At 37.9% G+C, this 20,632-nt stretch carries 35 protein-coding genes; 1 reads left to right on the forward strand and 34 read right to left on the reverse strand.

Annotated elements, in window-relative coordinates:
• Window positions 1–56: 56 nt before the first annotated feature.
• From rplQ to rpsL, 34 genes are all read right to left on the reverse strand, one after another.
• Window positions 57–437, reverse strand: coding sequence for a 50S ribosomal protein L17 (gene rplQ, locus CBF31_RS07780; protein WP_126831817.1), 381 nt, complete (start codon window positions 435–437; stop codon window positions 57–59).
• 27 nt (window positions 438–464) lie between these two features.
• Window positions 465–1,403, reverse strand: coding sequence for a DNA-directed RNA polymerase subunit alpha (locus CBF31_RS07785; RefSeq protein WP_126831818.1), 939 nt, complete (start codon window positions 1,401–1,403; stop codon window positions 465–467).
• A gap of 81 nt (window positions 1,404–1,484) precedes the next feature.
• Complete coding sequence (gene rpsK / locus CBF31_RS07790; protein WP_126831819.1) at window positions 1,485–1,874, reverse strand: 30S ribosomal protein S11; 390 nt, start codon at window positions 1,872–1,874, stop codon at window positions 1,485–1,487.
• Between the two features lie 27 nt (window positions 1,875–1,901).
• Window positions 1,902–2,267, reverse strand: coding sequence for a 30S ribosomal protein S13 (rpsM, locus tag CBF31_RS07795; protein WP_126831820.1), 366 nt, complete (start codon window positions 2,265–2,267; stop codon window positions 1,902–1,904).
• A gap of 18 nt (window positions 2,268–2,285) precedes the next feature.
• Window positions 2,286–2,399, reverse strand: a complete 114-nt coding sequence (gene rpmJ, locus CBF31_RS07800) for a 50S ribosomal protein L36 (RefSeq protein WP_009488082.1) — start codon at window positions 2,397–2,399, stop codon at window positions 2,286–2,288.
• Window positions 2,400–2,431: 32 nt separating this feature from the next.
• Complete coding sequence (gene infA / locus CBF31_RS07805) at window positions 2,432–2,650, reverse strand: translation initiation factor IF-1 (RefSeq protein ID WP_126779078.1); 219 nt, start codon at window positions 2,648–2,650, stop codon at window positions 2,432–2,434.
• 205 nt (window positions 2,651–2,855) lie between these two features.
• Entirely contained in the window at window positions 2,856–3,506 is a 651-nt protein-coding gene (locus CBF31_RS07810; RefSeq protein ID WP_126831821.1) for an adenylate kinase, read from the reverse strand.
• Between the two features lie 57 nt (window positions 3,507–3,563).
• Window positions 3,564–4,868, reverse strand: coding sequence for a preprotein translocase subunit SecY (gene secY, locus CBF31_RS07815; protein WP_126831822.1), 1,305 nt, complete (start codon window positions 4,866–4,868; stop codon window positions 3,564–3,566).
• A complete protein-coding gene (gene rplO / locus CBF31_RS07820; protein ID WP_126831823.1) occupies window positions 4,868–5,308 on the reverse strand; it encodes a 50S ribosomal protein L15 in 441 nt (146 codons plus the stop codon). The genes secY and rplO overlap by 1 nt, the downstream gene beginning before the upstream one ends.
• A 36-nt stretch (window positions 5,309–5,344) precedes the next feature.
• Complete coding sequence (gene rpmD, locus CBF31_RS07825; protein ID WP_126831824.1) at window positions 5,345–5,524, reverse strand: 50S ribosomal protein L30; 180 nt, start codon at window positions 5,522–5,524, stop codon at window positions 5,345–5,347.
• A gap of 13 nt (window positions 5,525–5,537) precedes the next feature.
• Complete coding sequence (gene rpsE / locus CBF31_RS07830) at window positions 5,538–6,038, reverse strand: 30S ribosomal protein S5 (RefSeq protein ID WP_126831825.1); 501 nt, start codon at window positions 6,036–6,038, stop codon at window positions 5,538–5,540.
• A 20-nt stretch (window positions 6,039–6,058) separates the two neighbouring features.
• Entirely contained in the window at window positions 6,059–6,415 is a 357-nt protein-coding gene (gene rplR / locus CBF31_RS07835) for a 50S ribosomal protein L18 (RefSeq protein WP_126831826.1), read from the reverse strand.
• 88 nt (window positions 6,416–6,503) lie between these two features.
• Complete coding sequence (gene rplF / locus CBF31_RS07840) at window positions 6,504–7,040, reverse strand: 50S ribosomal protein L6 (RefSeq protein WP_126831827.1); 537 nt, start codon at window positions 7,038–7,040, stop codon at window positions 6,504–6,506.
• 29 nt (window positions 7,041–7,069) lie between these two features.
• Window positions 7,070–7,468, reverse strand: a complete 399-nt coding sequence (gene rpsH / locus CBF31_RS07845; RefSeq protein WP_126831828.1) for a 30S ribosomal protein S8 — start codon at window positions 7,466–7,468, stop codon at window positions 7,070–7,072.
• A gap of 33 nt (window positions 7,469–7,501) precedes the next feature.
• On the reverse strand, window positions 7,502–7,687 hold the full coding sequence (locus CBF31_RS07850; RefSeq protein WP_010052071.1) for a type Z 30S ribosomal protein S14: 186 nt from the start codon (window positions 7,685–7,687) through the stop codon (window positions 7,502–7,504).
• Window positions 7,688–7,705: 18 nt separating this feature from the next.
• Complete coding sequence (rplE, locus tag CBF31_RS07855; RefSeq protein ID WP_126831829.1) at window positions 7,706–8,245, reverse strand: 50S ribosomal protein L5; 540 nt, start codon at window positions 8,243–8,245, stop codon at window positions 7,706–7,708.
• Between the two features lie 27 nt (window positions 8,246–8,272).
• Window positions 8,273–8,584 (reverse strand): 50S ribosomal protein L24, encoded by a 312-nt coding sequence (gene rplX, locus CBF31_RS07860; protein ID WP_126831830.1) that lies wholly within the window; start codon window positions 8,582–8,584, stop codon window positions 8,273–8,275.
• 32 nt (window positions 8,585–8,616) lie between these two features.
• The gene (gene rplN, locus CBF31_RS07865) at window positions 8,617–8,985 is read right to left on the reverse strand and encodes a 50S ribosomal protein L14 (RefSeq protein WP_126831831.1); all 369 of its coding nucleotides are present in this window, start codon (window positions 8,983–8,985) and stop codon (window positions 8,617–8,619) included.
• A gap of 53 nt (window positions 8,986–9,038) precedes the next feature.
• Entirely contained in the window at window positions 9,039–9,311 is a 273-nt protein-coding gene (rpsQ, locus tag CBF31_RS07870) for a 30S ribosomal protein S17 (RefSeq protein ID WP_126831832.1), read from the reverse strand.
• A 24-nt stretch (window positions 9,312–9,335) separates the two neighbouring features.
• Window positions 9,336–9,524 (reverse strand): 50S ribosomal protein L29, encoded by a 189-nt coding sequence (gene rpmC / locus CBF31_RS07875; RefSeq protein ID WP_126831833.1) that lies wholly within the window; start codon window positions 9,522–9,524, stop codon window positions 9,336–9,338.
• Window positions 9,514–9,948 carry a 50S ribosomal protein L16 gene (gene rplP / locus CBF31_RS07880; protein WP_126831834.1) on the reverse strand — a complete coding sequence of 145 codons (435 nt, stop codon included), beginning with the start codon at window positions 9,946–9,948 and terminating at the stop codon, window positions 9,514–9,516. The genes rpmC and rplP overlap by 11 nt, the downstream gene beginning before the upstream one ends.
• 2 nt (window positions 9,949–9,950) lie before the next feature.
• Window positions 9,951–10,616, reverse strand: coding sequence for a 30S ribosomal protein S3 (rpsC, locus tag CBF31_RS07885; RefSeq protein WP_126831835.1), 666 nt, complete (start codon window positions 10,614–10,616; stop codon window positions 9,951–9,953).
• A gap of 18 nt (window positions 10,617–10,634) precedes the next feature.
• Window positions 10,635–10,982 (reverse strand): 50S ribosomal protein L22, encoded by a 348-nt coding sequence (rplV, locus tag CBF31_RS07890; RefSeq protein WP_126831836.1) that lies wholly within the window; start codon window positions 10,980–10,982, stop codon window positions 10,635–10,637.
• A gap of 22 nt (window positions 10,983–11,004) precedes the next feature.
• Complete coding sequence (rpsS, locus tag CBF31_RS07895; RefSeq protein WP_126831837.1) at window positions 11,005–11,283, reverse strand: 30S ribosomal protein S19; 279 nt, start codon at window positions 11,281–11,283, stop codon at window positions 11,005–11,007.
• Between the two features lie 44 nt (window positions 11,284–11,327).
• Entirely contained in the window at window positions 11,328–12,161 is an 834-nt protein-coding gene (gene rplB, locus CBF31_RS07900) for a 50S ribosomal protein L2 (protein ID WP_126831838.1), read from the reverse strand.
• A gap of 43 nt (window positions 12,162–12,204) precedes the next feature.
• Window positions 12,205–12,495, reverse strand: coding sequence for a 50S ribosomal protein L23 (locus tag CBF31_RS07905; protein WP_126831839.1), 291 nt, complete (start codon window positions 12,493–12,495; stop codon window positions 12,205–12,207).
• Complete coding sequence (gene rplD, locus CBF31_RS07910; protein ID WP_126831840.1) at window positions 12,495–13,118, reverse strand: 50S ribosomal protein L4; 624 nt, start codon at window positions 13,116–13,118, stop codon at window positions 12,495–12,497. The genes CBF31_RS07905 and rplD overlap by 1 nt, the downstream gene beginning before the upstream one ends.
• A gap of 25 nt (window positions 13,119–13,143) precedes the next feature.
• The gene (gene rplC, locus CBF31_RS07915; RefSeq protein WP_126831841.1) at window positions 13,144–13,773 is read right to left on the reverse strand and encodes a 50S ribosomal protein L3; all 630 of its coding nucleotides are present in this window, start codon (window positions 13,771–13,773) and stop codon (window positions 13,144–13,146) included.
• A 25-nt stretch (window positions 13,774–13,798) separates the two neighbouring features.
• Window positions 13,799–14,107 (reverse strand): 30S ribosomal protein S10, encoded by a 309-nt coding sequence (rpsJ, locus tag CBF31_RS07920; protein WP_126831842.1) that lies wholly within the window; start codon window positions 14,105–14,107, stop codon window positions 13,799–13,801.
• A 215-nt stretch (window positions 14,108–14,322) separates the two neighbouring features.
• Window positions 14,323–15,102, reverse strand: a complete 780-nt coding sequence (locus CBF31_RS07925; protein ID WP_126831843.1) for a hypothetical protein — start codon at window positions 15,100–15,102, stop codon at window positions 14,323–14,325.
• Between the two features lie 108 nt (window positions 15,103–15,210).
• On the reverse strand, window positions 15,211–16,398 hold the full coding sequence (gene tuf / locus CBF31_RS07930) for an elongation factor Tu (protein WP_126831844.1): 1,188 nt from the start codon (window positions 16,396–16,398) through the stop codon (window positions 15,211–15,213).
• A gap of 107 nt (window positions 16,399–16,505) precedes the next feature.
• The gene (fusA, locus tag CBF31_RS07935; RefSeq protein ID WP_126831845.1) at window positions 16,506–18,590 is read right to left on the reverse strand and encodes an elongation factor G; all 2,085 of its coding nucleotides are present in this window, start codon (window positions 18,588–18,590) and stop codon (window positions 16,506–16,508) included.
• Between the two features lie 104 nt (window positions 18,591–18,694).
• A complete protein-coding gene (gene rpsG / locus CBF31_RS07940; protein ID WP_126831846.1) occupies window positions 18,695–19,165 on the reverse strand; it encodes a 30S ribosomal protein S7 in 471 nt (156 codons plus the stop codon).
• A gap of 55 nt (window positions 19,166–19,220) precedes the next feature.
• The gene (gene rpsL, locus CBF31_RS07945) at window positions 19,221–19,643 is read right to left on the reverse strand and encodes a 30S ribosomal protein S12 (RefSeq protein WP_126831847.1); all 423 of its coding nucleotides are present in this window, start codon (window positions 19,641–19,643) and stop codon (window positions 19,221–19,223) included.
• Between the two features lie 295 nt (window positions 19,644–19,938).
• Between rpsL and rpiA the strand changes: the two genes are divergently transcribed.
• Entirely contained in the window at window positions 19,939–20,622 is a 684-nt protein-coding gene (gene rpiA, locus CBF31_RS07950; protein ID WP_126831848.1) for a ribose-5-phosphate isomerase RpiA, read from the forward strand.
• Window positions 20,623–20,632: the final 10 nt, after the last annotated feature.

Consider the following 20,632-nt stretch of genomic DNA (forward strand, 5'->3'; position numbering starts at 1 on the left):
CAACATCATAACACTCTAAGTGAATCATCTATAAAGTGATGGTATAGCTATTGAATTTAAACTAGTTCTAAAACAACCATTTGTGCTGCATCGCCGCGACGTGGTTCTGTTTTTAAAATACGAGTATAACCACCATTACGTTCTGCATAACGAGGTGCGATATCACTAAATAATTTTTGTAATGCAGTTTCAACTACAATACCTTCATTCTCTTCACGAACATCAGCAACTTCGTTTCTTACGAAAGCAGCGGCTTGACGACGAGCATGTAGATCGCCACGTTTACCTAATGTAATCATTTTTTCAGCAGTTGAACGAACTTCTTTAGCACGAGCTTCAGTCGTTACGATTCTTTCGTTGATGATTAAATCAGTCGTTAAATCACGCAACATAGCTTTACGTTGGCTGCTAGTGCGTCCTAATTTACGATAACTCACGTTAGTTTCCCTCCTTTTAAGAAAGTATTAATCGTCCAAACGTAATCCTAATCCTAAATCATGAAGCTTGTTTTTAACTTCTTCAAGTGATTTACGGCCAAGGTTACGAACTTTGATCATTTCTGGTTCAGATTTATCAGTTAATTCTTGAACGGTATTAATACCGGCACGTTTCAAACAGTTGTATGAACGTACAGACAAGTCTAACTCTTCGATAGTCATTTCTAACATTTTTTCTTTCTGAGTTTCTTCTTTCTCAACCATGATTTCAGCATGTTTTGCTTCATCAGTTAAGTTAACAAAGATATCTAAATGTTCAGTAAGAATTTTAGCTGCTAGACTAATAGCCTCTTGAGGCATAATAGAACCATCTGTCCAAACGTCTAAAGTTAATTTGTCGAAATCGTCTCTACGTCCTACACGTGTATTTTCTACTTGGTAGTTAACACGACGAATTGGAGTGTAGATAGAATCAACTGGAAGAACACCAATAGGCATATCTTCTTTTTTATTTTCATCAGCTTGAACATATCCACGTCCAGGTTTTACTGTAAGACGCGCACGGAAAGTGGCACCTTCAGCAACACTACAAATATGTAAATCTTTATTCAAGATTTCAACATCGCTATCTGTTAAGATATCGCCTGCTGTTACATTTGCTGGTCCTGTAATATCAATTTCAAGTGATTTTTCTTCTTCAGCATACAGTTTTAATGCTAAACCTTTAATATTTAAGATGATTTGAGTTACATCTTCTCTAACACCATCGATGGTAGAAAATTCATGTAATACACCTTCAATTTGTAAGGTAGTAATTGCTGCACCTGGTAAAGAAGATAATAATATACGACGAAGTGAGTTACCTAAAGTTGTACCATAACCACGTTCAAGCGGTTCGATAACAAATTTACCATAATCACGATCTTCATCAATTTTTGTAATTCTTGGTTTTTCAAATTCAATCATTCTTATCTATACCCCTTTCAAAACGAAAAGTGTCTTGTTCAATGACGTTCTTAAGTTCACACTCAAAATGAAAGACTCTCATTAAACACGACGGCGTTTTGGAGGGCGGCATCCATTATGCGGAACTGGAGTGACGTCACGAATTGCTGTCACTTCTAATCCTGTTGCTTGTAATGAACGAATAGCTGCTTCACGTCCTGAACCAGGTCCTTTAACTGTTACATCAACAGTTTTTAAACCATGTTCCATTGCAACTTTAGTTGCTGCTTCTGCTGCCATTTGAGCTGCAAAAGGAGTTGATTTTTTACTACCTCTGAAACCTAAAGCTCCAGCTGATGACCAAGAAATAGCATTTCCATGCACATCTGTGATCATAACAATTGTATTATTGAAAGTAGAATGGATATGTGCAATTCCAGATTCAATATTCTTTTTCACACGGCGTTTTCTGCTAACTTTTTTTGCTACCATGAAGATCTAACCTCCTTCACTTTTAAATTATTTTTTCTTACCAGCGATAGAACGAGCTGGGCCTTTACGAGTTCTTGCATTGTTTTTCGTGTTTTGTCCACGTGTTGGTAAACCACGACGGTGACGGATACCACGGTATGAACCGATTTCCATCAAACGTTTGATGTTTAAGTTTGTTTCGCGACGTAAGTCACCTTCAACTTTTAATTTATCCACTTCTGCACGGATTTTATCTAATTGATCATTCGTTAATTCACGAACACGAATATCTTCAGATACTCCAGCAGTCTCTAAGACTTTTTGCGCAGTTGTTTTTCCAATACCATAGATATATGTTAATGAAATAACGATGCGTTTGTCACGAGGGATATCTACTCCTGCAATACGAGCCATTTATGCTACACCTCCTAATTATCCTTGACGTTGTTTATGTTTTGGATTTTCGCAAATAACCATAACGCGTCCCTTACGACGAATTACTTTACATTTTTCGCAAATTGGTTTTACTGATGGTCTTACTTTCATGATTATACCTCCTTGAATTTTACGGAGTACAATTATTTAAAGCGATAAGTAATGCGACCGCGAGTTAAATCATACGGTGATAATTCAACAGTCACTTTATCTCCTGGAAGGATACGGATATAGTGCATTCTGATTTTCCCAGAAACGTGCGCTAAAATCTCATGTCCATTCTCAAGTTCTACTTTAAACATTGCATTCGGCAAAGTTTCGACGACTGTACCTTCAATTTCAATCACATCTTCTTTCGCCATACATAGTACCTCCTTATACTTGTTTCGCATTTTCACACGATAGAATCGGTGGAATTCATCATTCACACCTAAAACACCTCAACCTAATTATTATAGCATAAGTTTCAGCTGTTTAAAAGTTAGCTGAGAGATTTTAGACCTAATCTTAAGACTAGAGCAAACAATTATGTCACAAGAATAATAGATACTCTCTAAGCTTAGAATATTAGATACCATCAATGATTGATTTTACATCTCCAAAGACAGCACTAATCTCGCGATTTCCATCGATTGTGTGCAATAGATTACTGTCATTATAGAAGTCTAAAATTGGTTGACTACCTGTTATATTAACAGATAAACGATTTTTGACTGTTTCAGGTTTATCATCTTCGCGTTGGTAGAAGTTATGTCCACCACAACGGTCACATGTTCCTTCAACTTTAGGTGCATTATTCACTTTATGATAAGTAGCACCACAATCGCGGCAAATAAAGCGCCCTGCCAAACGTTCAATCAGAACTTCCGGCTCAACATGAATGTTGATAACAGCATCAATTTTTTTGTCTAAACTTTTCAGAATTTCTTCCAAAGCATTTGTTTGTTCAATAGTACGCGGGAAACCATCTAATAAGAAACCTGAATTAGTATCAGATTCTGCCAAACGATCTCTTACAATACCATTTGTTACTTCGTCCGGAACTAATGCTCCTTTATCTATATAGGATTTAGCTTCTAGACCCAAGGCTGTCTCATTCTTCATCGCGTCTCTAAACATATCTCCAGTAGAAATATGTGGAATGCCATAAGCATCGATAATGCGCTCCGCTTGAGTTCCTTTACCAGCACCCGGTAGCCCCATAATAATCAAATTCATATGATTTCCTCCTATAAGTTCGAGTCAGTGCTGAGGAAGATCCTCAACACAAATCTCTTACTTGACGATAAATCCAGTATACTGACGTTTCATTAGTAAACCTTCTAACTGCTTAGTTGTTTCAAGTGCAACACCTATTGCAATCAAAAGACTAGTACCACCTAAACCAATTGATTTAGGTAAATCCCAAACATTTTGAGCAATAATTGGAAGAATCGCTACAGCAGCAAGGAAAATAGATCCAACAGTACTCAGACGTAATAATAGAGAAGAAATGTAATCTTCCGTCCCCTTACCAGGTCTAACACTTGGGATGTAACTTCCTTGTTTTTGTAAGTTTTCTGCCACTTTTTCAGGGTTAACTTGTACAAATGCATAAAAGAAAGTAAATGCTACGATTAGTACAGTATAGAATATTCCACCAGGAATGGTTGAATAGTTAAATAATTGAGACAACACTTTAAACCACTGTTGATCTCCTTTAGTGCTTGCAAATAATTGCATAATAGCACTTGGTGTTGAGATAAGTGAACTAGCAAAGATTACTGGAATAACACCAGCTGCATTTACTTTTAACGGTAAATAGCTACTTTGTGGCGCACCTGCAACACGTTTTGTATATTGAATAGATATTTTACGTTCAGCTTGTTGAACGTAAGTAACAAAGGTCACTATTAAAAGAATTGATACAAGTAATGCAATAATAAACAATACAGATTTCCAAATATCTGACTTATCGACATTTACAAAGTAATCTTCGTAAATACCTTTAATACCAGATGGTAATCTAGAAATAATACCTGCAAAGATAATCATTGATACTCCATTACCAATACCCTTATCAGTTATTTGTTCACCCATCCAAGTAACAAACATTGTTCCTGCTGTTAAAATAATACCAATTGTAATGAAAGTCATAGCATTTGGTTTTTCAACAAAATTAAAACCTGACGCACTAAATTGATTGAAACCAGCAGTTATAGCAATAGATTGGATAAATCCAAGAACTAATGTTAAATAACGTGTAGCTTGATTCAATTTGCGACGACCGACCTCACCTTGTTTAGACCACTCTACAAATCTCGGTACAATGTCCATTTGTAACAACTGAATGACAATAGAAGCTGTAATATATGGAGAAACACCCATTGCAAACAACGAGAAATTTTCCATAGCACTACCACTTACCGTATTCATCATTGTGAACAACGGGTTCTCACTTAATTTTGCTAAAGCACGTGCATCCACACCAGGAACGGTGATATGAGCACCTACTCTAAAAGCAAGCAAGATGAATAATGTGAAAAAAATCTTCTTACGAATATCTTTAACCTTAAAACCATCTTTCAATAGTCCTAACATTAGATCACCTCGATTGATCCACCGGCAGCTTCAATAGCAGCTTGTGCAGACTTAGAGCATTTAGCAGCTTTCACTGTTAATTTCTTAGTCAATTCACCTTTAGCTAATACTTTAATACCTGCTTTTTCATCTTTGATAATTCCAGATTCAACAAGTAATGCTGGTGTTACTTCTGTTCCATCTTCGAATTTGTTTAATGTGTCTAAGTTAACAATTGCAAATTCTTTACGGTTAATGTTTGTAAAGCCGCGTTTTGGTAAACGTTGGAATAACGGTGTTTGACCACCCTCAAATCCTAAACGTACGCCACCACCTGAACGAGATTTTTGACCTTTTTGTCCACGTCCTGCTGTTTTACCATTACCAGATGAAGTTCCGCGACCTACGCGATTACGTACGTGTCTTGAACCTTCTGAAGGTTTTAACTCATGAAGTTTCATTTATTTGGCACCTCCTCTTTTAGTAATTCAAAAAAATTAAACTTCTTCAACGTCCACTAAATGTGAAACAGTATTGATCATACCTTTAATTGCAACATTATCAGGCTTAACCACTGAGCTGTTAGTTTTTTTCAAACCTAAAGCTTTAACTGTATCTTTTTGGTTTTGAGGACGTCCGATAACGCTACGTTTTAAAGTAATTTTTAAATCAGCCATTATTATGTCCCCCTTATCCTAAAATTTCTTCTACAGTTTTACCACGTAATTCAGCAACTTCTTCAGCACGTTTTAAACGAGCTAAACCTTCTACAGTTGCACGAATAACATTGATAGGTGTGTTAGAACCTAATGATTTACTAGTTACGTCAGCTACACCAGCTAATTCTAATACAGAACGAACTGGACCACCAGCGGCAACCCCAGCACCGGGAACAGCAGGTTTCATCATGATACGTCCACCGCTATAACTTCCGATTACTTCATGAGGGATTGTTGAACCAACCATTGGTACTTCGATTAAGTTTTTCTTAGCATCTTCAATAGCTTTGCGGATTGCTTCTGGAACTTCTTGAGCTTTACCAGTACCAAATCCTACGTGACCGTTTCTGTCACCAACCACAACTAAAGCAGCGAAACGTAGACGACGTCCACCTTTAACAACTTTTGTTACACGGTTGATCGCAACAACGCGGTCTTCTAATTCCAAACCTTTTGGATCAATATAAACCATGAATGGTGTTCCTCCTTCTACTAAAATTCAAGTCCGTTTTCACGCGCTGCTTCAGCTAATGCTGCAACACGTCCGTGATATAAGTATCCACCACGGTCGAAAACTACTTCTTTAATTCCTTTTTCAGTTGCTTTTTTAGCGATTGAACCGCCAACAGCTGAAGCTAATTCAGTTTTGTTTCCACCTGAAATATCTTTATCTAAGGTAGAGGCACTTGCTAGCGTCACACCCGCTACGTCATCAATTAATTGCGCGTAGATGTTTTTGTTAGAACGAAAAACGTTCAAGCGTGGGCACTCAGCAGTACCAGAGATTTTCGCACGTACGCGACCATGTCTTTTTAAGCGTACTTTATTTTTATCTGGTTTTGAAATCACAATTGTCACCTCTTAATATAATGTATAAATAAAGTTGATGAGGAATCTTACCTGTTTTAAACAAAGTATGATTAACCTCTATCATCTATTATTTACCTGTTTTACCTTCTTTACGTCTTACAAATTCACCTTCATAGCGAATTCCTTTACCTTTATACGGCTCAGGAGGACGTACTCCACGAATGTTAGCTGCTAATTCGCCAACGTGTTCTTTGTTAGCACCTTTAACAATAACTTTAGTGTTTGCAGGAACTTCAATTGTTACGCCTTCTGGAGCAACAAACTCAACTGGATGTGAATATCCAACGTTAAGTACAAGTTTTGAACCTTGTAATTGTGCACGGTAACCAACCCCGATAAGTTCTAAAGCTTTTTCAAACCCTTCACTTACACCAACAACCATGTTGTTGAAGTTGGCACGCATTGTTCCGTGTAATGCACGGTTTTCTTTATTGTCGTTTGGACGAGTAAATGTCACTTCGTTACCTTCGATGTTCATAGTAATGTTGCTTACAAAAGTACGAGTTAATTCACCTTTGGGTCCTTTAACTGTTACGTCATTTCCATTTTGTGTTACTGTAACACCTGCAGGAATAATGACTACTTTATTACCAATACGGCTCACTCAAGACACCTCCTTCTAATTTGTTTCAATTACCACACGTATGCGATAACTTCTCCACCAATATTACGTTCTCTTGCTTCTTTGTCAGTGATAACACCTTCAGAAGTTGAGATGATAGCGATACCTAAACCGTTTAATACTTTAGGTACTTCATCAGCTTTAACATAAGCACGTAAACCTGGTTTAGAGATACGTTTTAAGTTTGTGATAACACGCTCTTCATTTTTACCGTATTTCAAGAATACGCGAATGATGCCTTGTTTATCATCTTCAATTTTTTCTACGTCGCGAATGAAACCTTCACGTTTCAAGATTTCAGCGATATCAAATTTAATTTTTGAAGCAGGCACTTCTAACATTTCGTGCTTAACCATGTTGGCATTACGCACGCGAGTTAGAAAATCTGCGATTGGATCTGTCATGACCATTGAACTATTTACCTCCTTTATGCGGGTTTTTTGTTACCAGCTAGCTTTCTTCACGCCGGGAATTTGTCCTTTATAGGCAAGTTCGCGGAAGCAAATACGGCAAAGTTTAAATTTACGATAAACTGAATGTGGACGGCCACAACGTTCGCAACGTGTATAAGCTTGTGTTGAGAATTTTGCTGGACGTTTGTTTTTAGCAATCATTGATTTTTTAGCCAAGTAGTTCGCCTCCTTTAATTATTTTTGGAATGGCATTCCAAGTTGAGTTAATAATTCACGTGATTCTTCATCTGTGTTAGCAGTTGTAACAACAACGATGTCCATACCACGTACTTTATCTACCAAATCGTAATCGATTTCTGGGAAGATTAATTGTTCTTTAACACCCATAGTATAGTTACCACGGCCATCAAATGACTTATTACTTACACCATGGAAGTCACGTACACGAGGTAGAGAAACTGTTACTAGTTTGTCTAAGAATTCGTACATTCTTTCGCCACGTAAAGTTACTTTACAGCCGATAGGCATACCTTCACGTAGACGGAAACCAGCGATAGATTTTCTAGCTTTTGTAATTACTGGTTTTTGACCAGAAATTTTAGTTAACTCTTCTACGGCTTTATCTAAGTTTTTAACGTTAGTTACAGCATCACCAACACCCATGTTGATAACAATCTTTTCAACTTTTGGTGTTTGCATAACTGATGTGTAATTAAATTTCTCCATTAATGACGGAGTGATTTCTTTAACATATTTTTCTTTTAGGCGGTTCATTCTGTAGGTCCCTCCTTCCGTTCTTTACTACTTATCTAATACTTCACCTGTGCGCTTAGAAACACGTACTTTTTTACCATCGATCTCTTTATAACCTACTCTTGTTGGTTCTCCGTTTGATGGATCAATTACCATCACGTTAGAAACATGAATAGATGCTTCTGTTTCGACGATGCCTCCTTGCGGAGCTGCAGCGCTAGGCTTTTGATGTTTTTTAATCATGTTAACACCTTCAACGATAACACGATCGTTTTTAGGAAACGCAGTTAATACTACGCCTTCTTTGTTTTTGTCTTTACCAGTGATAACTTTAACTTTATCGCCTTTTTTAACAAACATATTGTTTCGCACCTCCTTTTGACAAGAATTGATTATAAAACTTCTGGTGCAAGTGAAATAATTTTCATGAAGTTGTCATCACGTAATTCACGAGCAACTGGTCCGAAAATACGTGTACCACGAGGACTCTTGTCGTCACGGATAATAACACAAGCATTTTCATCAAATTTGATATATGAACCGTCATTACGACGAGCTCCAGTTTTAGTTCTTACAATAACAGCTTTAACGACTTCACCTTTTTTAACAACTCCACCTGGTGTTGCTTGTTTAACCGTAGCTACGATGATATCACCGATATTAGCTGTTTTACGTCCTGATCCGCCTAACACTTTAATTGTTAGTACTTCACGAGCACCTGAGTTATCAGCTACTCTCAAACGACTTTCTGTTTGGATCACTATAGTATCCTCCTTTCAGATTTTAAGCTTCAATCTATATAGGAAAATCTCGCTTAGATAATAACTGCTTCTTCAACGACCTCTAATAAACGGAAACGTTTTGTAGCGGATAATGGACGAGTTTCCATAATTTTCACGATGTCTCCTGTTTTAGCAACATTGTTCTCATCATGCGCTTTGTATTTCTTTGAATATTTAACACGTTTACCATATTTTTTATGAGCGTTACGAGTTTCTACAACAACAACGATAGTTTTATCCATTTTGTCTGAAACAACGCGTCCTTGGTAAACTTTACGTTGATTTCTTTCTTGATCTTGAGTCATTCGTCTAATGGCCTCCTTCCAATGTTACTTTTCTTGTTCACGCAACACTGTTTTAATGCGTGCAATCGATTTACGCACTTCTTGAATACGCGCAGTGTTTTCTAGCTGACCTGTAGCAAGTTGGAATCTTAAGTTGAATAATTCTTCTTTAAATTCCTTTTCTTTCTCAAGCATTTCGGCAGTGGTTAACGCTTTGATATCTTTAACCTTCATTCGATTCACCACCCATTTCCTCACGTTTTACAATCTTAGTTTTAACAGGTAATTTGTGAGAAGCAAGTCTTAATGCTTCACGAGCAACTTCTTCTGGTACGCCAGCAATTTCAAACATGATTTTTCCACGTTTAACTGGTGCAACCCATCCTTCAGGAGCTCCTTTACCTTTACCCATACGAACGCCAATTGCTTTCGATGTATATGATTTATGAGGGAAAATTTTAATCCATACTTTCCCGCCACGTTTCATATAACGTGTCATTGCGATACGTGATGCTTCAATTTGGCGGTTAGTAATCCATTTTGATTCAACAGCTTGTAAACCGTATTCACCAAATGCTACCTCTTTACCACCTTTAGCTTCTCCGCGCATTTTACCTCTAAACTCACGACGGTGTTTCACACGTTTAGGTACTAACATGATTATTTCCCTCCTTTCTCAGTGTTTTTCATACCAGGAAGAATTTCTCCGCGATAGATCCACACTTTAACTCCTAGTTTTCCGTATGTTGTATCTGCTTCTTCCCATGCATAGTCAATATCAGCACGTAATGTATGTAATGGAACAGTTCCTTCTGAATAACCTTCAGCACGGGCAATGTCTGCACCGTTCAAACGACCAGAAACTTGAGTTTTGATCCCTTGTGCTCCACTTCTCATTGTACGTTGGATTGCTTGTTTTTGTGCGCGACGGAAAGCCACACGATTTTCTAATTGACGAGCAATTCCTTCTGCTACTAATTTAGCATCTAAATCTGGTTTTTTAATTTCCACAATATTAATATGGATTTCATTAGGTTTTCTACCAGTTAATTTAACTAGTTCTTTTCTAATGTTCTCAACTTCAGATCCACCTTTACCAATAACCATTCCTGGTTTAGCTGTGTGTAGAGATACGTTCACACGTTTTGCAGCGCGTTCGATTTCTACTTTTGAAACAGCGGCATCGGCTAGTCTAGATGAGACAAATTTACGAATTTTTAAATCTTCGTGTAAATATTCAGCATACTCTTTTTCAGCATACCATTTAGCGTCCCAATCACGGATGACGCCGACACGAAGTCCAATAGGATGTATTTTTTGACCCACTGATTGTCCCTCCTTCTTTTACTTCTCAGTCACTACTACTGTAATGTGACTTGTTCTTTTGTTGATTGGTGATGCTGAACCTTTCGCACGAGGACGGAAACGTTTCATCGTTGGTCCTTCGTTAACAAATGCTTCAGATACTACCAAATTCTCAACGTCTAAATCATAGTTATTTTCTGCATTGGCAACAGCTGACATCAATACTTTTTCAATAATTCCAGCCGGTTTGTTCGGTGTGAATTTTAAGATTGAAATAGCTTCTGCTACGCTTTTCCCTCTGATTAAATCGATCGTAATACGCGCTTTACGAGGTGAAGTACGAACTGTTTTTGCAGTTGCTCTTGCTGAAGTAATTTGTTCTGACATTTGAAATTCCTCCCCTCAATAATTAGCGTTTTGTTTTTTTATCGTCAACAACGTGTCCACGATATGTTCTTGTTGGTGCAAATTCACCTAATTTGTGTCCTACCATGTCTTCTTGAATATAGACTGGAACATGTTTACGTCCGTCATAAACAGCGATTGTGAACCCTACAAAGTTAGGGAAAATCGTTGAACGACGTGACCATGTTTTAATAACACTTTTCTTTTCAGAATCTTTTTGAGCTTCAACCTTTTTCATTAAATGCTCATCAATAAAAGGTCCTTTCTTCAAACTACGGCCCATGGTGAACCTCCTCTCAAATTATATGGCTTTAAGCCACGAGTGTTTTATTTTGTTTTGCGACGTCTAACAATAAGTTTGTCAGATGCAGCTTTCTTATTACGAGTTTTATAACCAAGCGTTGGTTTACCCCAAGGTGTAACTGGGCTAGGACGTCCGATTGGAGCTTTACCTTCACCACCACCGTGTGGGTGATCGTTCGGATTCATTACGCTACCACGTACAGTAGGACGTTTGCGCATCCAACGGCTACGGCCGGCTTTACCAATGTTGATTAATTCGTGTTGTTCATTACCTACAGCACCGATTGAAGCACGACAAGTAGCTAAGATCATACGAACTTCACCTGAATTCAAGCGAACTAATACGTATTTACCTTCTTTACCTAAAACTTGTGCTTTAGTACCAGCAGAACGGATTAATTGTCCGCCTTTACCTGGTTTCATTTCGATATTGTGGATAACTGTACCAACTGGAATGTTTGCTAATGGTAACGCGTTACCAATTTTGATATCAGCAGTATCGCCTGATACAACTTGCATTCCTACTTCTAATCCTTTTGGTGCTAAAATGTATGTTTTCACACCATCTGTATAGTGGATTAAAGCGATATTAGCAGATCTGTTTGGATCATACTCGATTGTTTTAACAAGTCCAACAACGTTGTCTTTGTTACGTTTAAAGTCAATCACGCGGTATTGACGTTTGTGCCCGCCACCTTGATGGCGTACAGTAATACGTCCGTTGTTGTTACGACCAGCATTATTTTTAAGTGGTTGTAATAACGTTTTTTCGGGCGTTGAAGTTGTGATTTCAGCGAAATCAGAACCTGTCATATTACGACGGCCGTTAGTGGTTGGTTTATACTTTTTAATTCCCACGTCTATGTTCCCTCCTATTTAAAAATTAGAGTCTTGACCTGAATTATTCAGCGTCAAACAATTGAATTTCTTTTGATTCTTCAGTTAACGTCACGATAGCTTTACGACGTTTTTTTGTATATCCTGCATATTTACCCATGCGTTTTAATTTTGGTTTAACGTTCATGATGTTTACGTTTTTAACTTTAACACCATCAAACGCAGCCTCTACTGCTTGTTTCACGTGAGTTTTGTTAGCACGAGTATCCACATCAAATGTGTATTTTTTCTCGTCCATAGCTAACATTGAAGCTTCTGTGATAACTGGGCGTTTGATTACATCTAGTAATTCCATTATGCAAGCACCTCCTCTACTTGAGTAAGAGCAGCTTGAGTAATTAACATTTTATCGTTAGCTACTACATCCAACACGCTTACGTTGTCTGCTTCTACAACAGATACGTTTGGTAAGTTACGAGCTGATAACGCTGCGAAGTCATTGCCGCTTTCTAAAACGACTAAAACTTTAGTTGTTACATCTAATTTTGCTAAAACCTCTTTAAATTCTTTTGTTTTTGGTGCGTCAAAGCCTAAAGCGTCAACAACAACAAATTTTTCTTCAGCAACTTTTTCTGATAATACAGATTTGATTGCTAAACGACGAACTTTTTTAGGAAGTTTGTAGCTGTATGAACGTGGTGTCGGTCCGAAGACTACTCCACCGCCACGCCATTGTGGTGAACGGATAGAACCTTGACGCGCACGTCCAGTTCCTTTTTGTCTCCATGGTTTACGTCCACCGCCGCGAACAGCACTACGATTTTTAACCGCGTGAGTTCCTTGTCTTAATGAAGCACGTTGCATGATGATTGCATCAAATACAACACTTTCGTTAGGCTCAATTCCGAAAATTGTATCGTTTAACTCTACAACTCCGTTTTTTGATCCATCTTGTTTAAATAATGCTACAGTTGGCATTCCTTAGTCCTCCTCTCTTCAACAATTATTTCCCAGTTTTCACTGATTTGATTTGTACTAATGATTTTTTAGAACCTGGTACATTACCTTTAATTAAGATAACATTTTTTTCAAGATCTACACGTACAACTTCTAGATTTTGAATAGTGACACGATCGCCACCCATTTGACCAGCTAATTTTTTGTTCTTAAATACTCTATTCGGATCTACTGGACCCATTGACCCAGGACGACGGTGGTAACGAGAACCGTGACTCATTGGTCCGCGAGATTGACCATGACGTTTAATAACGCCTTGGTAACCTTTACCTTTAGTTGTTCCTGTAACGTTAATGATGTCTCCTGCTTCGAAGATATCTACCTTGATTTCTTTACCTACTTCGTAATCTCCTAGCTCAACATCTTTAAACTCTTTAATGAAGCGCTTAGGAGCCGTGTTTGCTTTTGCAACATGACCTTTCGCCGGTTTGTTCGCTAAGACTTCACGTTTGTCTTGATAACCTAATTGAACTGCTTCGTAACCATCTGTATCCATTGTTTTAACTTGTAAAACAACATTCGGAGTAGCTTCGATTACAGTAACTGGGATTAACTCGCCATTTTCAGTGAAAACTTGCGTCATTCCTACTTTTTTTCCTAAGATTCCTTTAGTCATGAGTGCACCTCCATCCATTTAATTTTTATAACTTGATTTCAATATTCACACCGCTTGGTAAGTCAAGCTTCATTAAAGCATCAACTGTTTTTGGTGTTGGGTTCACAATGTCAATCAGACGTTTGTGAGTTCGCATTTCGAATTGTTCGCGAGAATCTTTGTACTTATGAGTCGCACGGATTACAGTGTAAACTGAACGATCTGTTGGTAACGGAATCGGACCTGATACATCAGCTCCAGTTCTTTTCGCTGTTTCAACGATTTTCTCCGCAGATTGATCTAAAATACGGTGTTCATACGCTTTTAAACGGATACGAATTTTTTGTTTTGCCATTTTTGTTCCCTCCTTCGCCTATTTTGAAAAGTAGACATAGCTCCACGAAAATACCGACACAGCCTCCCATGGCAATGCGTCCGGGTGTGTCGCAACCTCTCGCTTCTCAGCCGCAGGGTTTCTACTAACATCCCCACTCGTGACCGCTATATAATAGCAGCACCTTAGCTAGTATACTAAAAAAAAAGCTTATACGCAAGCTTTTTTTTAATAAATTAAAAATCATTACTAGGAGCCTCGACTGTATTTTCATCGTTATTCTCAGTAACCTCTCCTACATGACCTTGATTAACTTGTTGTTCGTCGATTTGCTCATCTAATATACCTGTCGGTTCTGTGATGCTCGTTTCTATTGATTGAGTTTCTGTCATTTGCGTCTCTGTTTCTTTTACTTTGGTATTTGTTTCTGTTACTTGAACTTCTGTTTCTGTTAGTTTTGTTTCTGTTTCTTTTGTTTCACTATTCGCTCCAACCGAATAACCTATAAAACCCTCTAGAAACATTCTTATTTCTATAACTTTGTCCTTAAAATCGTCATTTTCTAATTTTTGAATTTTATTATTTAGTTTTTCTAATTTATCAGGTGTTACACCCTCTTTAACAGCAGATTCTTCTATATACTTATCACCGACTAGTACAGGTGTCTCAAACATGCCATTTAAGGTATTTTGTATCTCCCATTTTTGTTTAGCTTTTTTTAGCAATTTCTTCTCAGAAGACGATAGTTCATCAGACTCTTTTTCCAATGCTTCAATTGCTTCAATTGAGATATCTTTGGCTAAGAAAATCTTTTTAGAATTTAAAAATATCTTATCTATCTTATTATTATCTTTTTTCTCACTCTTTGTTTCAGTTGTCTTGATAACTTTAACTTTATTCTTTGATACCTCTTCACCCTTAACATTCGAATTATAATACGTTGTACCTAGCAGCAAAGATCCAACAGCAAATGCACCTGATACAGTAACAAGTAATCCGTTTTTAAACTTCCCCATTATTATTACCTCTTTCTTTTTAAATGCAATCCACTACATTTTACACCATAAGCCATGCATAAACAACAAAAAAAACCAAGAGCAAAAGCTCTTGGTTTTAAAGATAGATTATTTAGTGATTTCAGATACAACACCTGAACCAACAGTACGTCCACCTTCACGAATAGAGAAACGAGTTCCCTCTTCGATAGCGATTGGGTGAATTAAAGTTACGTCGATAGTAACGTTATCACCAGGCATTACCATTTCAGTACCTTCTGGTAACTCGATAACACCAGTTACGTCAGTTGTACGGAAATAGAATTGAGGACGGTAGTTAGTGAAGAATGGAGTGTGACGTCCACCCTCTTCTTTTGATAGTACATAAACTTCAGCACTAAATTGAGTATGTGGAGTGATTGTTCCAGGCGCAGCTAATACTTGACCACGTTGGATATCTTCACGTGCAACACCACGTAATAAAGCTCCGATGTTATCGCCAGCTTCAGCGTAATCTAATAATTTACGGAACATTTCAACACCAGTAACAGTGATTTTAGCAGTTTCTTCAGCGATACCCACTAATTCAACTTCGTCACCAACTGAGATAGTACCACGTTCAACACGGCCTGTCGCAACAGTACCACGTCCAGTAATTGAGAATACATCCTCTACTGGCATCATGAATGGTTTGTCATGGTCACGTTCTGGAGTTGGGATGTAAGCATCAACTTCAGCCATTAATTCCATGATTTTATCTTCGTACATTTCTTCGCCTTCTAGGGCTTTAAGAGCAGAACCAGCAACGATTGGAGTATCGTCTCCTGGGAAATCGTATTCGCTTAATAAGTCACGAACTTCCATTTCTACTAATTCTAATAACTCTTCATCATCAACCATATCCATTTTGTTTAAGAATACAACGATGTATGGAACACCAACGTTACGAGAAAGTAAGATGTGTTCGCGAGTTTGTGGCATTGGACCATCAGCAGCAGATACTACTAAGATAGCTCCATCCATTTGTGCAGCACCAGTGATCATGTTTTTAACGTAATCCGCGTGACCTGGGCAATCCACGTGAGCGTAGTGACGGTTTTCTGTTTCATATTCGATATGAGAAGTTGAGATTGTGATACCACGTTCTTTTTCTTCTGGAGCGTTATCGATATCAGCGTAGTTTTGAGCTTCACCGAATCCTTTTTTTGATAATACAGTTGCGATAGCAGCTGATAAAGTAGTTTTACCATGATCGACGTGTCCGATTGTACCAACGTTTACGTGTGGTTTTGAACGGTCAAATTTTTCTTTAGCCATTTTAAGTTCCTCCTAGGAATGTTATTTTTTTATTTCGAGACAGGTTAATCCTGACATCGTTATTACAATTTTACACGATAACCTACTAAATTGACAAGAGAAGTCAACTAGTTAGAACCGCCATTTTTCTTAATGATTTCTTCTTGTACTGATTTCGGTACATCTTCGTAATGATCAAATGTCATTGTGAAGACACCACGACCTTGAGTCGCAGAACGTAATGTAGTTGCATAACCAAACATTTCAGCTAATGGAATCATAGCACGAACTACTTGAGAGTTCCCACGAGCTTCCATACCTTCAACGCGGCCACGACGTGACGTTACGTGTCCCATGATATCACCTAAGTAATCTTCAGGGATAACAATTTCAATACCCATAATTGGTTCTAAAATTGCAGGTTGAGCTTTTTTAGCAGCAGCTTTAAGCGCCATAGAAGCAGCAACACGGAATGCAGTTTCATTAGAATCGACATCATGGTATGAACCATCGTAAAGTTTCGCTTTAATATCAACTAAAGGATAACCAGCTAATACACCATTATCCATAGATGCTCTTAAGCCCGCTTCAACTGCTGGAATATATTCACGAGGAACAACCCCACCAACGATAGCATTTTCGAATGCAAACCCAGCACCCTCTTCGTTTGGAGTAAATTCAACCCAAACATGTCCGTATTGACCTTTACCACCAGACTGACGTACAAATTTACCTTCAGCTTGAGTAACAGGAGCACGGAAAGTTTCACGATAAGAAACTTGAGGAGCACCTACGTTAGCTTCTACTTTGAACTCACGACGCATACGATCTACAAGAACGTCTAAGTGAAGCTCACCCATACCAGCGATAATTGTTTCACCAGTTTCAGGGTTTGTTGATGCACGGAATGTTGGATCTTCTTCAGATAATTTTTGTAAAGCAGTACCCATTTTATCTTGGTCAGCTTTTGATTTAGGCTCAATAGCAACTTCGATAACTGGCTCTGGGAATTCCATTGATTCAAGAATAACTAGGTTCTTCTCGTCACATAGAGTATCTCCTGTTGTTGTATCTTTAAGACCAACAGCAGCAGCGATATCCCCTGCATATACTTCTGAAATTTCTTCACGAGAGTTAGCGTGCATTTGTAAGATACGTCCTACACGTTCACGTTTCCCTTTAGAAGCATTTTTCACGTATGAACCAGATTGTAAAACACCTGAATAAACACGGAAGAATGTTAAACGACCTACGAATGGGTCAGTCATAACTTTAAATGCTAACGCAGCGAACGGAGCATCATCAGTAGATGGTACAACCACTTCTTCGTCAGTATCAGGGTTAATACCTGTAATAGCAGCAACGTCTGTTGGTGCTGGTAGGTAGTCAATAACGCCATCAAGCATTAATTGAACCCCTTTATTTTTGAAAGCTGATCCACAGTAAACTGGGAATAACTCAACATTGATTGTCGCACGACGGATAGCCGCGTTTAATTCTTCAATTGAGATTTCTTCGCCTTCTAAGTATTTCATTGTTAATTCTTCATCAGTTTCAGCTACAGCTTCAACTAATTTTTCACGCCATTCAGTAGCTAGCTCTAAATATTCAGCCGGAATTTCTTCTTCGCGAATATCTGTACCTAAATCGTTAGTGTACATTTCAGCTTTCATTGTGATTAAGTCGATAATCCCAGTGAACTCATCTTCTGCACCGATTGGTAATTGAACTGGCACTGCATTAGCTTGTAAACGATCATGTAACGTACTTACTGAGTATAAGAAATCCGCACCAATTTTATCCATTTTATTAATGAATACTGTACGAGGAACTCCGTAAGTAGTTGCTTGACGCCATACTGTTTCTGTTTGTGGCTCAACACCTGATTGCGCATCAAGTACTGTAACAGCACCATCTAATACACGTAATGAACGTTCAACTTCAACAGTGAAGTCTACGTGTCCAGGAGTATCGATGATATTTACACGGTGGCCTTTCCATGAAGCTGTTGTTGCCGCTGAAGTAATTGTGATACCACGTTCTTGTTCTTGTTCCATCCAATCCATTTGAGAAGCTCCATCATGAGTTTCTCCAATTTTATGAATTTTACCAGTGTAGTATAAAATACGTTCAGTTGTTGTTGTTTTACCAGCATCAATATGGGCCATGATACCGATATTACGAGTTTTATCTAGGGTAAATTCTCTAGGCATTTTAATTTCTCCTCTCTTGTGATAAATGTTTCTTAGTAAATCAAGTCAACCATCTGAATCTTCCCAGCGCAAAGAAGCACCCGGAAGAAACAGAGAGGATTATTTTACCAACGGTAATGAGCGAACGCTCTGTTGGCATCTGCCATTTTATGAGTGTCTTCACGTTTTTTAACTGAAGCACCAGTGTTGTTAGCAGCATCCATGATTTCTTTAGCTAAACGCTGTTCCATAGTATGTTCACCACGTAAACGAGCATAGTTAGCTAACCAACGAAGTGCTAATGTCATTTGACGTTCTGGACGAACCTCAACTGGCACTTGGTAGTTAGAACCACCCACACGACGAGCTTTTACTTCTAATACAGGTTTAATGTTTTCCATCGCTTGGTTGAAAACTTCGATTGGCTCATTTCCTGTAGATTCTTTAATAATATCAAAGGCGTTATAGATAATGTTCGCCGCAGTCCCACGTTTACCATCAATCATAATACGGTTGATTAAACGAGTTACATCTTTTGATTGGAAAATTGGATCAGGTAAAACTTCACGTTTTGGAGCTGGACCTTTTCTTGACATTCCAAATTCCTCCTTCCGATTCTGAATTTTTTAGTTTATTTGTAGTTGCTTATAATTAAGCTTTTTGTGGTTTAGGTTTTTTAGCACCATATTTAGAGCGGCTTTGTTTACGGTCAGTAACACCGGCAGTATCAAGCGCACCACGTACGATATGGTAACGAACCCCTGGTAAATCTTTTACACGTCCTCCACGGATCAAGACAACACTATGTTCTTGTAAGTTATGTCCGATACCTGGAATGTAAGCAGTAACCTCAATGTTATTAGACAAACGAACACGAGCGTATTTACGTAACGCTGAGTTGGGTTTTTTAGGTGTCATTGTACCCACACGTGTACATACTCCACGTTTATGAGGAGCGTTTGTATTTGTTAGAGATTTTTTCAAGCTGTTATAGCCTTTTCCTAAAGCAGGAGAACCTGATTTAGTTACTTTTGATTGACGAGATTTACGAATTAATTGATTAATCGTTGGCATTCTAATTTCCTCCTTCCCTAAAGGGTTTTCTAGTCCCACACATCCTGGTGGGTCATTTTTTTTGATAAAAATAAGCAAGCTAACTTGCTAGTTTCATCTCAAAAATGCTACGTGGACAGTATTCAAATCGACTGTACTTTAAGCACCGTTTAGATAATACCATGTTTTCGGAAAAACTGTCAACCTCTTTCAATATATTTTTTTAATTGCTTCATTTGCCTATGCTTGTCACATAAAGAATTATATAATGTTCATTGTAGTTAATTTTACTTTTATATAATAGGAGGAATCTAAAATGAATTTAAAACAAATGGTCGGAATAGAAGCTGCTACACATGTAACCGATGGTATGATTGTTGGGCTTGGTACAGGATCAACTGCGTACTATTTAGTTGAAGAAATCGGTCGTCGTATCGCCGAAGAAGGTCTATCTATTACTGGTGTTACAACATCTAAAGCTACAGAAAAACAAGCATTAGGATTAAATATCCCATTAAAAAGTATCGATGAAGTTCCTTATGTAGATATCACAATTGACGGCGCGGATGAGATAAGCTCTGACTATCAAGGTATCAAAGGTGGCGGTGCTGCACTTTTATTTGAAAAAATAGTTGCTAGCAATTCTAACAAAAACATTTGGATCGTTGATGAATCTAAAATGGTTGAGGCTCTCGGTAAATTCCCTTTACCTGTAGAAGTTATTCCTTATGGTTCTCAACAATTGCTTAAAAAATTCGCGGAAAAAGGACTAAATCCAAAACTTCGCCTAACAGCAGAAAATGAAATTTTAAAAACAGACAGCAATAATTACATCATTGATTTACATATGGAAACTATTCCAAATGATAAAGTTAAATCACTTGCTTCATGGTTAGATACTTTGACTGGCGTTGTAGAACACGGTCTTTTCTTAGATATTGTTGATATGGTTATCATTGGTAAAGGTACTTCTCCCGAAACAGTGAACGTTTCTCGTTAAACTAATGTGA

It is taken from the genome of Vagococcus fessus (assembly GCF_003987565.1).
Lineage (GTDB): Bacteria > Bacillota > Bacilli > Lactobacillales > Vagococcaceae > Vagococcus_D > Vagococcus_D fessus.

Coding starts and splice junctions, on each gene's coding strand:
- CBF31_RS07810 (WP_126831821.1), bottom strand. CDS start 3,506: ATGAATTTGATTATTATGGGGCTACCGGGTGCTGGTAAAGGAACTCAA.
- rpsL (WP_126831847.1), bottom strand. CDS start 19,643: ATGCCAACGATTAATCAATTAATTCGTAAATCTCGTCAATCAAAAGTA.
- rpmD (WP_126831824.1), bottom strand. CDS start 5,524: ATGGCTGATTTAAAAATTACTTTAAAACGTAGCGTTATCGGACGTCCT.
- rpsH (WP_126831828.1), bottom strand. CDS start 7,468: ATGGTCATGACAGATCCAATCGCAGATTTTCTAACTCGCGTGCGTAAT.
- tuf (WP_126831844.1), bottom strand. CDS start 16,398: ATGGCTAAAGAAAAATTTGACCGTTCAAAACCACACGTAAACGTTGGT.
- rpsE (WP_126831825.1), bottom strand. CDS start 6,038: ATGGTTTATATTGATCCAAAAGGTTTGGAATTAGAAGACCGCGTTGTT.
- rplE (WP_126831829.1), bottom strand. CDS start 8,245: ATGAACCGCCTAAAAGAAAAATATGTTAAAGAAATCACTCCGTCATTA.
- secY (WP_126831822.1), bottom strand. CDS start 4,868: ATGTTAGGACTATTGAAAGATGGTTTTAAGGTTAAAGATATTCGTAAG.
- rpsM (WP_126831820.1), bottom strand. CDS start 2,267: ATGGCTCGTATTGCAGGAGTAGATATCCCTCGTGACAAACGCATCGTT.
- rpiA (WP_126831848.1), top strand. CDS start 19,939: ATGAATTTAAAACAAATGGTCGGAATAGAAGCTGCTACACATGTAACC.
- rplO (WP_126831823.1), bottom strand. CDS start 5,308: ATGAAACTTCATGAGTTAAAACCTTCAGAAGGTTCAAGACACGTACGT.
- rpsK (WP_126831819.1), bottom strand. CDS start 1,874: ATGGTAGCAAAAAAAGTTAGCAGAAAACGCCGTGTGAAAAAGAATATT.
- rplX (WP_126831830.1), bottom strand. CDS start 8,584: ATGTTTGTTAAAAAAGGCGATAAAGTTAAAGTTATCACTGGTAAAGAC.
- CBF31_RS07785 (WP_126831818.1), bottom strand. CDS start 1,403: ATGATTGAATTTGAAAAACCAAGAATTACAAAAATTGATGAAGATCGT.
- fusA (WP_126831845.1), bottom strand. CDS start 18,590: ATGCCTAGAGAATTTACCCTAGATAAAACTCGTAATATCGGTATCATG.
- rpsG (WP_126831846.1), bottom strand. CDS start 19,165: ATGTCAAGAAAAGGTCCAGCTCCAAAACGTGAAGTTTTACCTGATCCA.
- infA (WP_126779078.1), bottom strand. CDS start 2,650: ATGGCGAAAGAAGATGTGATTGAAATTGAAGGTACAGTCGTCGAAACT.
- rplV (WP_126831836.1), bottom strand. CDS start 10,982: ATGTCAGAACAAATTACTTCAGCAAGAGCAACTGCAAAAACAGTTCGT.
- CBF31_RS07905 (WP_126831839.1), bottom strand. CDS start 12,495: ATGGAATTACTAGATGTAATCAAACGCCCAGTTATCACAGAAGCTTCA.
- rplD (WP_126831840.1), bottom strand. CDS start 13,118: ATGCCAACTGTAGCATTATTTAAACAAGATGGATCAAAAAACGGAGTT.
- rpsQ (WP_126831832.1), bottom strand. CDS start 9,311: ATGACTCAAGATCAAGAAAGAAATCAACGTAAAGTTTACCAAGGACGC.
- rpsJ (WP_126831842.1), bottom strand. CDS start 14,107: ATGGCAAAACAAAAAATTCGTATCCGTTTAAAAGCGTATGAACACCGT.
- rpmC (WP_126831833.1), bottom strand. CDS start 9,524: ATGAAGGTTAAAGATATCAAAGCGTTAACCACTGCCGAAATGCTTGAG.
- rpmJ (WP_009488082.1), bottom strand. CDS start 2,399: ATGAAAGTAAGACCATCAGTAAAACCAATTTGCGAAAAATGTAAAGTA.
- rplP (WP_126831834.1), bottom strand. CDS start 9,948: ATGTTAGTACCTAAACGTGTGAAACACCGTCGTGAGTTTAGAGGTAAA.
- rplC (WP_126831841.1), bottom strand. CDS start 13,773: ATGACTAAAGGAATCTTAGGAAAAAAAGTAGGAATGACGCAAGTTTTC.
- CBF31_RS07925 (WP_126831843.1), bottom strand. CDS start 15,102: ATGGGGAAGTTTAAAAACGGATTACTTGTTACTGTATCAGGTGCATTT.
- rpsS (WP_126831837.1), bottom strand. CDS start 11,283: ATGGGCCGTAGTTTGAAGAAAGGACCTTTTATTGATGAGCATTTAATG.